This is a genomic window from Methylobacterium sp. WL1, from assembly GCF_008000895.1.
In the GTDB taxonomy this organism is placed as follows: domain Bacteria; phylum Pseudomonadota; class Alphaproteobacteria; order Rhizobiales; family Beijerinckiaceae; genus Methylobacterium.
In genome coordinates, this window is the sequence record NZ_CP042823.1 from 3,832,338 (window position 1) to 3,845,256 (window position 12,919).

Below are 12,919 nucleotides of genomic sequence, written 5' to 3' on the forward strand. Positions count from 1 at the left end.
CGGCCTCGAACGTGATATCCGCGCACCGTGAAGCCCACCAATAGGCTGCCCGCCCGGCAATCATCTGAGTCGCCCGCAACTCGAACGAACATGGCGTCTGCGGCGCGATCTCATGGCATGTCCAATCATCGTGAATGGAGTACGGGCCGCTTGGGTCCAGCTGCCGTCATGAATGCATCACCGCATCCGCGCTCGACGACGTATAGTGCGAATCATCCGCCGCTCCATCACAGATGTGATATCGCTCAGCAGATCCACGATGACGGTTGAAGACCAATCCCGGCTCTGTCCTACTCGAGGGCGAGCGCCAGACAGTGATGCTGTCCGGACGTGCTGAGACCGCGCGCCAAGGGCGGCTCTGCTCGGGAGGAATGCCGATGTCGATCCGCCTCGCGGCCGTCGCCGCGCGTCTCGTCTCCGTGGCGCTGCTATTGTCCGCTTTGAGCGGACCGACCCGCGCCGAGACGAACACGGTCCGCATCGGCCTGCAATACGGCCTCGTCTACCTGCCGGTAATGATCGCTCAGAACGAAGGTTTGTTCGATAAGCGCGCCAAGGCGGCAGGCCTCGACGGGCTGTCGGTCACGCTGAGCCGCTTCAGTGGCTCGGCCGCGATGAACGACGCACTGCTTTCCGACAGCATCGAGCTGGGCACACTCGGCGCGACCGGCGCCTTGATCGCCTGGGACAAGACCCGCGGTCGTCAGCAGATCAAGAGTCTCTGCGCCCTCACTTCAGTCGTCTACACGCTGTTTACGGGCAAGCAGGGCGTTACCGCGCTGAAGGATTTTACCTTTGGCGACAAAATCGCGGTCCCAGCCTTCAACTCGCCGCAGGCTATCCTGCTGCGGGTGGCCGCAGCCCGGCAGCTCGGCGATCCGGCGAAGGCGGATACTCTGATGGTGAGCCTGCCCCACCCCGACGCCACCGCGGCCATGCGCGCCGGGCAAGGCATCGCCGGCTACTTCTCGACGCCACCCTTCACCCAGATCCTACGGGCGGATCCCAAGCTCCGGGCGATCATGACCTCCACCGGTCTGATCGGCGACGGAGACCCTACCGCCGCGACCCTGAACGCCAAGCAGGGCTTCGTCGACGCCAATCCCAAGGTGACGCAGGCCATCCTCGCCGGCATGGAGGACGCGGTTTCGCTCATCCGCAGCGACCCGAGGCGGGCGGCGGCGATCTACCTGGCTTCAGAGCAGGTGCAGATCGATCAGGCCCAGGTCGAGTCGACCCTCACCGACGGGTCCCTCGTCTACGGCGTGGCCCCGAAAGACATGGTCAACCTTGCCAAGGCGATGGCGGCGCAGGGGCTCCTGCGCAAAGTGCCGACCGACTGGCAAGAGCTCTTCTTTCCGGGCCTCAAGGAACGCGACGGAAGCTGAGCGAGCCATACGGGCGAGCCCCTGATCTGACAGACCACGGAGCAGAGATGCAGAGCTTTCGCTTCAGCGCCGAACCGCTCCCGGCCGAGGCCGAGGCGGCCCGTGCGGCCGTCCGGGTTTTTCTCGACGCTGAACTGGCGGCGGGGCACTTCGTGCCACATCGGACCTCGTGGACGACCTTCGACGCCGGCTTCAGCCGACGTGCCGGGGCGGCCGGGTTCATCGGCCTGACCATGCCGGCGGCGTATGGTGGCCATGAGCGGTCCGGCCTCGTCCGCTTCGTCGTCACCGAGGAGATGCTGGCGGCCGGCGCGCCCTGCGGGGCGCACTGGATCTCCGACCGCCAGTCTGGCCCACAGATCCTGCGGCACGGTTCCGAGGCGGCCAAGCGGGCGATCCTGCCGCGGATCTGCCGCGGCGAATGCGCCTTCGGCATCGGCATGAGCGAGCCGAACTCGGGCTCGGACCTCGCCGCCGTGCGCACCCGCGCGGCGCGCGACGGCGACGATTGGTTGATCAACGGCTCCAAGATCTGGACGACGAACGCCCATCAGGTCGATTACCTGCTCGCCCTGGTCCGGACCGGTGAGCCCGGACCAGACCGGCACGGCGGCTTGACCCAGTTCATCATCGACATGGCGGCTCCCGGGGTCACGGTGCGACCGATCCTCGACCTGTCAGGCCACCACGAGTTCAACGAGGTGTTCTTCACCGACTACCGCGTCCCGGACGCCATGATGGTCGGCGCGGAGGGCGAGGGCTGGGGGCTCGTCACGGAGGAACTCGCTTTCGAGCGCTCGGGGCCCGACCGCTTCCTGTCGGACTACCGGCTGCTCGTCGAACTCGTCGACCGGATCGGGCCGGAACCCGACCGGTTCCAGGCGGTCGAGACCGGCCGGATGGTGGCGCAGCTCACCGCGCTTCTCGGCATGTCGGCCTCGGTGGCCCGGCTCCTCGACAAGGGCGTCGTCCCCGGCGTTGAGGCGGCGCTCGTGAAGGATGTCGGCAACAGCTTCGAGCGCGCGGTGCCGGAGATCGCCCGGCGGCTCGTGCCGGTTGAGCCGAGCCTCACCGCGCAGGGCGAGCCGTTCCGTGAGGCGCTCGGCGGCGTGACCCTGCGGGCGCCCTCCTTCACCCTGCGCGGCGGCACCCGCGAGGTTCTGCGCGGGGTCATCGCGCGGGGACTGGGCTTGCGATGAACACGACCAACCACGCACAGGATGGGGCGGCCGACGAGGTCGCCGACATCGTCCTCGATCAATTCGAGCGGCTGCTGGCCCAGCATCTCTCGCCGCAGGTGCTGGCGGCCTGCGACGGTGCCGTGGACGACGCGGCCTGGCCCGCGGATCTCTGGAGGGCGCTTAACGACAGCGGTCTGCCGCTGGCCCTGGTGCCCGAAGCGGCCGACGGGATCGGCTTGGAGGCCAGGACGGCGGCCTTGCTGATCCGGCGCTGTGGGCAGGCGGCCTTGCCGCTGCCGCTGCCCGAGACCATCGCGGGTGCGGCGCTCTGGGCGGCGGCAGGCGGCGGCGCGCCGGAGGACGCCCTCACTTTGGTCCCAGCCGGCAGCCCCGTTCGAATCACGCGGCGGGCCGACGGTTTCGTCCTCGACGGGCGGGCGGCGCAGGTGCCCTGGGGCGGTTCGGTCGCGGCCCTGCTCGTGGATGCGATCGACGCCGCAGGCGTCCGCCACCTCGTGCGGATCACGGCGCCGGGCACGGTTCGTGATCCGCGCCACAACCTCGCGGGTGAGCCGCGCGACGCCCTCGACCTCACAGGCTGTACCGCCGCCATCGACGAGGTACGGACAGCGCCGGACTGGGCCGCCGAGGTTGGTGTCGGCTCGGTGGAGGCAGCCGGCGCCTGGGTGCGCGCGCAGCAGTTGGTGGGCGCGATGGAGACCTGCCTCGCCTCCGCCCTCGATCACGCCCGCGAGCGGCAGCAATTCGGGCGGCCGCTCGCCAAGTTTCAGGCGATCCAGCACATGCTGGCCGAAGCCGCGGGCCACGTCGCGGCGGCGACTGCATCGGCTGATCTCGCTGCCGCGTGCTGGGGAGATGCGCGCTTCGTCCTCGCCACCGCGATGGCCAAGGCGCGCTGCGGCGAGGCGGCGGGCCACGTCGCCGAGATCTGCCACCAGATCCACGGAGCGATGGGTTTCACCCAGGAGCACCCGCTGCACCGCGCGACGCGGCGGCTGTGGTCTTGGCGAGACGAGTTCGGCTCCGACGCTCGGTGGCAGGAACGGATCGGGCGCGCGGTCTGCGCGGGCGGAGGCACCGCTCTCTGGCCGATGCTGGTCCGGCTGCGGGCCGGTGCCGGCTAACATGGGAGATCGCTGCGTGCTGGATCATTCTGCCGAGACGAAAAAGGCCGGTCCCCTGGCGGGCGTGCGGATCGTGGATCTCACCAGCGTCATCATGGGACCGTCGGCCACGCACATCCTGGCCGATCTCGGCGCCGACGTGATCAAGATCGAGACGCCGGAGGGCGATTCCTTCCGTCACTACCGGCCGGCCCGCAACGCTGGGATGGGCGGCAACTTCCTGCACCTCAACCGCAACAAGCGCAGCGTCCGCCTGGACCTGAAACGGCCCGAGGCGCGGGCGGCCCTCGACCGGCTCATCGTGACGGCGGACGTCTTCGTGCACTCGATGCGCCCGGACGCGATCCTGCGCCTGGGCTACGGCTACGAGCGAGTCCGCGCGCTCAAGCCCGAGATCATCTTCTGCGGGGCCTACGGGTTCGGGGCCGACGGCCCCTATGCCCACAAGGCAGCCTACGACGACCTGATCCAGGCGGGCTCCGGCCTCGCGGCACTCCAGACCGCCGCCACCGGCCAGCCCGGCTACCTGCCCACCGTGCTCTGCGACAAGATCGCGGGGCAGGCCATCGCCTGCGCGATCCTGGCGGCCCTCTACGAGCGACGCGCCGGCGGCGGCGGGCAGGCGGTGGAAGTGCCGATGTTCGAGACCATGGTGGAGTTCAACTTCGTCGAGCACATGGTCGGCTACACCTTCGAGCCGCCGCTCGGGCCACCGGGCTTCAACCGAGTGCTCAGCCCGAAGCGCAAGCCCTACCGCACCCAGGACGGCTATGCCTGCATCCTGCCCTACTCCGACCGGAACTGGCGCGACTTCTTCATCCACACCGGCCGCCTCGAGTTCGTGGACGACCCGCGCTTCACGCCGCTCGCCGTGCGGGTGGAGAACATCGAGGTCCTGTACGCGCTGGTGGAGGAGGAGGCGCCGCGCAGGACCACCGCCGCTTGGGTGACGTTCTGCGACTCGGTGAGCATCCCGTGCATGCCCGTCCTCGGGTTGGAGGAACTGCCGGACGACGCGCACCTCAAGGCGGTGGGCTTCTTCGGGGCCGCCGAGCATCCGAGCGAGGGGCGCTACCGCACCATGCGCCGGCCGGTCTCGTTCAGCGGCAGCGACTTCGCGATCCGCCGCCACGCGCCCCGGCACGGCGAGCACACCGCCGAGGTCCTAGCCGAGGCCGGCCTCGATCCGTCGGAAATCGCTGCCCTGGGCGCGGACATGACCGCGCCCGAAGCGACGACCACGACGGTCGAACGCTCGGCCGTCGCACCTCTGGAGACCGCCCCATGACCAGCCAGACCGAGGATCTTGGTGCCGGCGAAGACCTCCTGTTCGCTGTCGCCGAGGGGGTGGCGACCATCACGTTGAACCGACCAGAGCGGAAGAACGCCTTCACCTTCCCGATGATCGAGGCCTGGACGGCGGCCCTCCAGCGCTGCCGCACGGATGAGGCGGTCCGCGTCGTCATCGTGACCGGCGCAGGCCCGGCCTTCTGCAGCGGCGGCGACATCGTCGAGATGGGCGAGCGCCTCGACCAGCCGCCCCAGCGGCGTAAGGACGAACTTTTTAGCCGGATCCAGCGCATCCCGCTGGCGCTCGAGGATCTCGACAAGCCGGTCATCGCCGCGCTGAACGGCGTGGCCACCGGGGCGGGCCTCGACCTCGCGCTGATGTGCGACCTGCGCTACGCCGCGCGCAGTGCCCGCTTTGCCGAGACCTATGTTCGCGTCGGGCTGGTGCCCGGTGCCGGGGGCGCCCACTTCCTGCCCCGACTCGTCGGCACCGCGAAGGCGCTAGAGCTGTTCTTCACCGGTGACTTCGTCGATGCGGAGGAAGCGCTCCGGATCGGCCTCGTCAACGGCGTTCACGACGATGTGGCCCTGATGCCGGCGGTCGAGGCGCTGGCGCGTCGGATCGCCAAGGCGCCACCGCTCACGCTGAGCCTGATCAAGCGCGCAGTCTATCAGGGGATGCGCAACGACCTGCGCACCAACCTCGACCTGATCTCCTCGCACTATGCGGTGATCACCGCGACGCCCGAGCATCGGGATGCGGTGCAGGCGTTCATCGGCGGGCGCAGCAAGCCTTGAAGTGAAGGGCGCCCACTTGAGTGCTGGTGGGCTTCCGGTTGGGTCACCCCGCCCCCGTACGTGATGTGGGGAAGATGACGTGCCAGGAACGAAAGCAGCAGAAGCAAAACAACATCGGAATTGTGTCAGCTGATTCCGGTCTTTAATCAGACTGCTCGCGAAAGATAATATCAAATACGATTTGATCGATGAGGGAACCGCCAAATGAATGTTGCAGCCAAGCGGTCGGTGTACGAACCTGACCAAGCCGGTCTGGCTTTCCCTCGCTACCCCGTGTTCGATGATGCCGCGCAGGAGCGAAGACACCGCAAGGTTCGGTTGGCTGCCGCCTGTAGGCTCTTTGCTGATCTGGGCTACGAATACGGATTCGCCGGCCACATCACCGTCCGCGACCCGGAGGATCCGAACCTCTACTGGACGAATCCGTTCGCCATGGAATTCGGGGCGGTCAAGGCGTCGGACCTCCTCCTCGTCGACCACGACGGCCGAGTCATCGAGGGCGCGCGTGCGGTGAACCGCGCCGGCTTCGTCCTGCACGCCGCCATCCACGAGGCGCACCCCGGCATCCTGGCATCGTGCCACTGCCACACGATCAACGGCATGGCTTGGGCCGCCCTGGGCCGGCGACTGGATCCGATCACCCAGACAGCCTGCGGCTTCTACGGTGATGGGCAGGCCCTGATCACCGAGGAAGCTGGCGCCGTGGTGGTGGAGCGCGGGGCCGGCCACAGCGTCGCCGCCGCGTTCGGACGCGACACCAAGGTTGCCATTCACCAGAACCACGGCCTGTTCAGCGCCGGCCAGGAGAGCATCGAGGAGGCCGTTTGGTGGTTCGTGGCCGCCGAGCGGGCCTGCGAGATTCAACTCAAGGCCGAGGCGACGGGCCACCCCCTGAAGCTTGTTCCCGAAGCCAATGCGGCGCACTCCGCCAAACACCTCGCCACTCCGTTCATGGCGTGGCTTCATGCCCAGCCGATGTTCGACCGCACTTTGCGCCAGCATCCGGACGTGATCGACTGATCGACTGCTGCACACCGCGGCGCGCGCATCTATGCAGAGCACAATACGGCGTGGATCTAGAGCTTGCGGTGACGGAAATGATTGCGGCATCCTATGTCTTTGATTCTAATATAAAATAAACATACCGAATGCATCGGGAGGTGCGAATGCGCAAGCGCCGTTATCTGCTGTATATTGGCATTTTCTTGCTTGTCGTCTTCAATTATGTGGACCGCGTCGCGCTGTCGGTCGCGGCGCCGGCGATCGCGGCTGAATACAATCTGAGTCCGGTACAGGTCGGTTACTTGTTCTCAGCTTATCTCTGGACGTATGTCGTCTGCTTGATCCCATGCGGATTTCTGACCGATCGCTACGGGGCGAAGGTGGTCAACGGCGTCGGTGTGCTCGTGTGGTCCGGCGCGACGATTCTCACAGGGCTCGCGTCCGGCTTCGTCAGCCTTCTCGGCTCGCGCATGCTGATGGGCGCGGCGGAGGCGTCCACCTATCCAGCGGGCGGTCGCGTGTTGCGGGATTGGGCGCCGCGATCCGAGTTCGGTCTGGCGGCCACGATGCTCAACAGCGGCGGCTACGCGGGTCCTGCGTTCGGGACCTTGCTGCTCGGGTGGGTGGTGTCAGTCCACGGCTGGCGGTGGGGTTTCTATACGGCCGGCTTGCTGGGCTTGGTTTGGCTGGTCGGCTGGTTGGTCTGGTATCGCGTGCCGGAGACGGCAACCTTCGTCGGCGAAGACGAGCGCGCCTTCATCCTGCGTGAGCGCGATTCCGGGGCGAAATCCGGTGGCTCGGCCGACGGGTTTGGCGTGCTGTTGCGCTCGCGCAGTATGATCGCCGTCGCCGTCACGCAGGGCTGCGCCGTCTACACGCAGATCGTGTTCCTGACCTGGCTTCCGAGCTATCTCGCCAACGTCAAGCACATGTCGATCGTGAAGTCGGGCCTGTTCACGGCGTTCCCGTACTTCGCGGCGACGGTCTTCGCGTGGGTCCTCGCCCATCTGAGCGATCGTGCGCTGGCCGCGGAGGGCGGCTCCAGCACGGGGCGGCGGCGGCGCATCGTCGTCGTGTCGATGCTCAGCGCGGCCGTGATCCTGGCGGCACCGTTCGTCGACAGCACGCCGATGATCCTGGGCCTGATCACCATCTCGCTGACCGGCTTGGCGACGGGCATCTCGCTCAACATTGCCCTGGCCGCCGATCTGCTGCGGTCGCCTGCGAGTGCTGGCAAAGCCATGGCGATCCAGATCACCGGCGGGAACATGTTCGGCCTCATCGCGCCGATCGCCACGGGCTACATCATCGCGGCGACGGGTAGCTACGACCTCGCCTTCGTGGCCGGTGGCGTGCTGCTGGTGACCGGGGCCGTGATCACGCTGACCCTGACGCACGCCCCGATCGGTGGCGACCTCCCCGCGCCAGCGGTCGTCCCCGCGCTGCGCCGCGCTTAAGCTCTTAGACGGAGGTCACGATGTACGCAGCCCCGCCTATCTGCCCAACGAGAGTCTTCGCCACCTACCCCGAGGCGTGGCGGGTGGCCACGGCGGAGAACGAGTGGATCCGCACGCAGCCGGGGCGCATGCCGACCGGATCGTTCCTGGAGGGGCCGTCCTTCGACCTTGACGGCAATCTCTGGTGTGTCGACATCCCGAACGGACGCATCTTGTGCGTGGCGCCGGACGGCGGTTTCACCATCGCGGCCGAGTACGATGGTTGGCCGAACGGCCTCAAGATCCACCGTGACGGCCGGATATTCATCGCCGACTACAAGAACGGCATCATGGTCGTCGACCCGGATACCGGCACGGTCCAGCCGTTCCTCCTACGGGTCGGGCCCGAGCGGTTCCGGGGCGTCAACGATCTCTTCTTCTCTCGCGATGGCGATCTCTACTTCACCGATCAGGGCCTAACCGGCTGGCAGGACCCGGGCGGACGCCTCTTCCGCGTTCGGGCGGACGGGGTCGTGACCTGCATCCTGGACGGCATCCCAAGCCCGAACGGCCTCGTCATGAACCTCACTGAGGACACGGTGTACCTGGCGGTTACGCGGGCCAACGCGGTCTGGCGGATCCCGCTGATGCGGGACGGGACGGCCGCCAAGGTGGGCACCTTCATCCAGATGTCGGGCGGGGCCGGGCCGGACGGGCTCGCCCTCGACGCGGAGGGTCGCATCGCCGTCGCCCATGCCGGGAAGGGCGCCGTCTGGCTGTTCGACGCCACGGGGGAGCCGGTGCTGCGCATAACCTCTTGCGCCGGCCTGCACACTACCAACGTGGCGTTCGGCGGCGCGGATGGACGAGCACTGTTCATCACTGAGTCTGGCTCAGGCGTCATTCTACGGGCTGACCTGCAGACGCCCGGGCACACTATGTTCTCGCACACGCACGAGAGCGAGGTGTGATCGTTGGCTCTGTGCGCCGCACGGTTGGAACTGAGGTCTGCAGACCGGCCGGCCAGTCCCAATCGAAACACCCGGGATCGCCACGGCCGAGGATAATCCGTGAGGCTCGCACGGGGCGTCGTCCCGCCGCCGAACGCCGCCAAGACGCGCGGCAGATCCTTATCGGCCTTCACCTCGCCGCGATCCCCGCGTCACCCCACGGAGTGGATACAGATGGCCCACCTCCCCTATGCGGATCCGAATCGACCGGAAACGGCCGAACTCGTCGCTCGCATCACCGCCCAACGCGGCGGGGTGCTGCACCTCTACGCCATGCTGCTGCACAGCCCGTCGGTAGCCGACGGCTGGCTGCATTTCCTCAGCGCGATCCGCCAGCGCTGCGTCGTGCCGGGGGCCCTGCGCGAGCTAGTGATCCTACAGGTCGCCCACCTCAACGGGGCACCCTACGAGGCCGAGCAGCATATCCCGATCGCGCTGCGCGAAGGGGTGCCCCAAGCGCAGGTCGACGCCCTCCCCGACTGGAGGGCATCAGATGTGTTCGAGCCGGCGCAGCGCGCGGCCCTGGCCTACTGCGATGCGATGACCCGAACCATCCACGTGCCGGCTGACGTGTTCGCAGACCTGCGCACCCACTTTGACCCGCGGACGATCGTCGAGCTCACCGCGACGGTCGGGGCCTACAACATGGTCTCTCGCTTCCTCGAAGCGCTCGGCATCAGCTCCGCCGACGACATGCGTGCGGGGCGGGCTGACCGATGACAAACCCCTTCTCCCTCGACGGCAAGGTCGCGCTCATCACCGGCTGCGGCTCGCAGTAGCCCTGGTGGAGCAATGCTAAGGCCACGGCCGTGACCTTAGCCCGGCGCGGCGCGAGGGTCGCCACACGCAACCGGTCCGACGCGATCCGCATCTGTCTGAACGGAGCCCCAGATCGGGCGGCGTTGACCTGGGCGCTGCATCGCTTGTCGGGAATACTTACCTGGCCGAGCGTTGTGTGCACGGGAGGACGAACGCTTCGCTGAGATGTTCGATGATGTGTCGGCCAAACGGGGCTGAACCTCGGCCAACCGATACTCTGCATGGATGGAGCGTCGGTCCGACGTAGACTTGAGAGCCCTGCGCTTCATGCTGCGAGCGAATCGCACCGTCCGCGATTGTCGTCGACGTCCGCTTCCGAGCTATTGTGATGGCCCATCAAGCGTCCGGCATGGGCGCTAAGCTGAATGTCCGCTTTCAGGTCAGGCCTTCTTACTGCCTCCCGCCAATGCTGGACTACGTGTTCTGCACCAAGCGTTGGATCTGACGACTAGTACACCGTCACCAGCCTGGGGGAGCGGCTCGACCGAGACATGTCGACCCTCGAGGCACTGCGCCACCTGACGGCCTTGTGCCGCTACCAGCGCCCGCCCGGGTCGCCGCCGGCCCGGAAATACGAGCACCTGTGTCTGGCCCCGATTACGCTGCCGCCGCCGGTCCGACCCACGACGCCGGTCCCTCCGGGCGTGCCGTTCACGATCGAGGTCTGGAAGGAGACGGGCGGCTGTGTCGAGGCGCAGCTCGCCGTGATCTATCCCATCGCTATGGCGCGGGTCGCGTTCGAGACGGCGTGCGAGCTGTGGCCCAAGCACGAGGTCACGCTTCGGGACCGGTGCCGGGTCGTAGCGCGGCGAGAGCGGCCGGAAGCGCCCGCCAGCGCGGCACCCGTCGCCGCCGCTCCTACTCCCTAATTGCCAGGCCGTTGGCCTCGAGGCGCGCCAGCACGAGCGTGGCGTCCTTGCCCCGCCTCCGGCCCGGGAAACCGGCGCGCTCGGCGATCTCCACGGCGATCGCGGACTCCGCCGTCAGAACCGCCAGGATGCGAGCGCGGGTGTCGTGGCGCGGCCGCGGACCGGTGCGTTCGATGCGTGTCGCTACTGCAGCCTCCCGGTTCCAGCGTTCAGGCTCAGGCAGATGGCCAGCGCCTGCGGATCGCCGACGGTGAGCCAGTCGCCCCCGACCACGCGCCAGTTCTCGAAGTCGTCGTCTGCCTCGACGATGTGGTCGCGGGACGTGATGACCGTCACGGCCTCTGCGATCGAGTCTGAGTCCTCGAGCACGCGGTTACGCGGATGCGACGATCATCCGACGGCGCGCTTCACAGCAAGGCGCTCCTCGTCCGGCTGATCAGGCATGTCGGCGGCGACCTTCTCAACGATGGCGCGCGTGATTGCCTCATCCAGTTCAAGGCCACGGGCGAAGACGTTGAGGCGCCGCATCATGTGCTGGACCGTGGTTCTGTCGAGGGGTTCACTCACCCCTTCACCGGATGCGCCAGTATGACCGCGGTGCGGACCATGTTGCGCTTGTAGGCGTCCTCGTCGGTGAGCAGCGCGTCTTGGGAGGCTTTGTGACTGGTGATCGCCGCGACCAGGTCGAGGGTCCAGCCCTTCGCTAGCGGGTACACCTCGGCCGCCAGGTCGGCGAGCACGGCATCCACCACGGCGGTGATCTCGTCGTCCGTCACCTCGGAGACCTTGCGGAGGTCGGACACGGTCGGGTTGCTGGCCATGCCGCAGAGCTACTCCAGGCTGGTCTACATCGTCCATTAAAGATGCCCCAGCTGGCCCCAAGGAGCCTCTGCCCAGCATGACACGGCAGCAGTGGCGAGCCGCAAAGGCGCAAGCCCGCAAGGGAGGGCTCGCCCATGCTTCGTGATCGTGTCGCGGTCCGCTTCGGCGGCAGCCAGGAAAAGCAGGCCTATGACCGGGAACGTGAGGCCCGGCCGGAGCTGATGCGGTGGCTTCTTGCCAACGCGCAAAATGCCGATCGAATCGTGGCACACCGGATCCGACGCGGCGTGTTCGGTAAATCGGTGGCCAAGATCGATGCAGCCGTGGAGGTGCTATGCCAGGACGGCTTGAACGCGCTCCGCCGCGGACCGGTTGATGAGCAGCCCGACGAGTCTCAAAAGCATTTCTGGCGCCTTGGCTTCGTAGGGGCGGCCTACGAGGCCAGAGACATAGCGCTCGGCCTTGGCGCGCCCGCAGCGAACTGCTGACATCGGAATCGTCAGCCGACCTGACCGGCAGGTAACCCCGGCCCCGCAGGAACGCCCCGGGGGCCAAGCCATCTCATCTGAGTAATAATGGACTAGGCGGACCGCGCATGATGCGCAAAGACACCACCTCGAAATTCAGCAGTCGAAGATATACTTAAATTCATTATATCTAAAATCGCCTTTTTATGGCGCTCTTTCTGTTTCCGATCTGTCGAAACTCCCATAATATCTGCATGGTGCCGCCGATCTTTCACGGACGTGTCGTAAACAGCCGCAATCTTCTCACCATCTTTTTCCCTGACGTCGCCTGCCGGCATCGTCGCAACAGAATGCCAAAATCGGTCCTTGTCCCTCTTACGGGAGGCTTCTTTTAGCAGGTCAAAAGTAATTTCGAATTCATGATCAGAGGCATTCTGCCGTAAAACGCTTAGACCTTTTTTATCCAACTGCAGCAAAACTCCACCCAACAACTTGCCACTCCGAAGATCGAAGGCTTGATCTTGTGGTTCAGTGACAAGGTAGTGCAGATTTTCAGCGTTTTTTACTCGGCCCGGCGAGAGTAAGGTTGCCTTATAAATCTCGCATGCGCCAGGTGACCCTGCGGCAGAGTTTACCTCAGAGACTCGGGAGTCTGCTTCAGAGCTGAAAGCTTGCCGGCATAGACGGCAGAC

General features: G+C 66.6%; 15 protein-coding genes. 11 read left to right on the forward strand and 4 right to left on the reverse strand.

The window, feature by feature from the left end:
- Window positions 1-377: 377 nt before the first annotated feature.
- From FVA80_RS18560 to FVA80_RS18605, 10 genes are all read left to right on the forward strand, one after another.
- A complete protein-coding gene (locus tag FVA80_RS18560; RefSeq protein ID WP_246692018.1) occupies window positions 378-1,388 on the forward strand; it encodes an ABC transporter substrate-binding protein in 1,011 nt (336 codons plus the stop codon).
- Between the two features lie 47 nt (window positions 1,389-1,435).
- On the forward strand, window positions 1,436-2,587 hold the full coding sequence (locus tag FVA80_RS18565) for an acyl-CoA dehydrogenase family protein (RefSeq protein WP_147908842.1): 1,152 nt from the start codon (window positions 1,436-1,438) through the stop codon (window positions 2,585-2,587).
- The gene (locus tag FVA80_RS18570; RefSeq protein ID WP_147908841.1) at window positions 2,584-3,714 is read left to right on the forward strand and encodes an acyl-CoA dehydrogenase family protein; all 1,131 of its coding nucleotides are present in this window, start codon (window positions 2,584-2,586) and stop codon (window positions 3,712-3,714) included. The genes FVA80_RS18565 and FVA80_RS18570 overlap by 4 nt, the downstream gene beginning before the upstream one ends.
- A gap of 16 nt (window positions 3,715-3,730) precedes the next feature.
- Window positions 3,731-5,002 carry a CoA transferase gene (locus FVA80_RS18575; protein WP_246692019.1) on the forward strand — a complete coding sequence of 424 codons (1,272 nt, stop codon included), beginning with the start codon at window positions 3,731-3,733 and terminating at the stop codon, window positions 5,000-5,002.
- Window positions 4,999-5,802: an enoyl-CoA hydratase-related protein gene (locus FVA80_RS18580; protein WP_147908839.1), complete on the forward strand. Its 804-nt coding sequence runs from the start codon at window positions 4,999-5,001 to the stop codon at window positions 5,800-5,802. The genes FVA80_RS18575 and FVA80_RS18580 overlap by 4 nt, the downstream gene beginning before the upstream one ends.
- A 204-nt stretch (window positions 5,803-6,006) precedes the next feature.
- Entirely contained in the window at window positions 6,007-6,822 is an 816-nt protein-coding gene (locus FVA80_RS18585) for a class II aldolase/adducin family protein (RefSeq protein WP_092044898.1), read from the forward strand.
- Window positions 6,823-6,968: 146 nt separating this feature from the next.
- Window positions 6,969-8,261, forward strand: a complete 1,293-nt coding sequence (locus FVA80_RS18590; protein ID WP_187193410.1) for an MFS transporter — start codon at window positions 6,969-6,971, stop codon at window positions 8,259-8,261.
- Window positions 8,262-8,344: 83 nt separating this feature from the next.
- On the forward strand, window positions 8,345-9,211 hold the full coding sequence (locus FVA80_RS18595) for an SMP-30/gluconolactonase/LRE family protein (protein WP_246692020.1): 867 nt from the start codon (window positions 8,345-8,347) through the stop codon (window positions 9,209-9,211).
- 213 nt (window positions 9,212-9,424) lie between these two features.
- A complete protein-coding gene (locus tag FVA80_RS18600; RefSeq protein ID WP_147908837.1) occupies window positions 9,425-9,970 on the forward strand; it encodes a carboxymuconolactone decarboxylase family protein in 546 nt (181 codons plus the stop codon).
- Window positions 9,971-10,560: 590 nt separating this feature from the next.
- Window positions 10,561-10,938 carry a hypothetical protein gene (locus FVA80_RS18605; protein WP_246692021.1) on the forward strand — a complete coding sequence of 126 codons (378 nt, stop codon included), beginning with the start codon at window positions 10,561-10,563 and terminating at the stop codon, window positions 10,936-10,938.
- 183 nt (window positions 10,939-11,121) lie between these two features.
- Here FVA80_RS18605 and FVA80_RS18610 read toward each other — a convergent pair whose 3' ends face one another.
- Genes FVA80_RS18610 through FVA80_RS18620 form a run of 3 tightly spaced genes read right to left on the reverse strand, consistent with a single transcriptional unit; the run spans window position 11,122 to window position 11,759 of the window.
- Complete coding sequence (locus FVA80_RS18610; RefSeq protein WP_147908835.1) at window positions 11,122-11,307, reverse strand: hypothetical protein; 186 nt, start codon at window positions 11,305-11,307, stop codon at window positions 11,122-11,124.
- Between the two features lie 21 nt (window positions 11,308-11,328).
- Window positions 11,329-11,505, reverse strand: coding sequence for a hypothetical protein (locus FVA80_RS18615; protein WP_246692022.1), 177 nt, complete (start codon window positions 11,503-11,505; stop codon window positions 11,329-11,331).
- A complete protein-coding gene (locus FVA80_RS18620) occupies window positions 11,502-11,759 on the reverse strand; it encodes a hypothetical protein (RefSeq protein ID WP_147908834.1) in 258 nt (85 codons plus the stop codon). The genes FVA80_RS18615 and FVA80_RS18620 overlap by 4 nt, the downstream gene beginning before the upstream one ends.
- Before the next feature lie 135 nt (window positions 11,760-11,894).
- Between FVA80_RS18620 and FVA80_RS18625 the strand changes: the two genes are divergently transcribed.
- Entirely contained in the window at window positions 11,895-12,248 is a 354-nt protein-coding gene (locus FVA80_RS18625; protein WP_147908833.1) for a hypothetical protein, read from the forward strand.
- A 92-nt stretch (window positions 12,249-12,340) separates the two neighbouring features.
- On the opposite strand, the gene FVA80_RS18630 is transcribed toward FVA80_RS18625, so the two are convergent.
- Window positions 12,341-12,715 (reverse strand): hypothetical protein, encoded by a 375-nt coding sequence (locus tag FVA80_RS18630; RefSeq protein ID WP_147908832.1) that lies wholly within the window; start codon window positions 12,713-12,715, stop codon window positions 12,341-12,343.
- Between the last annotated feature and the right edge of the window lie 204 nt (window positions 12,716-12,919).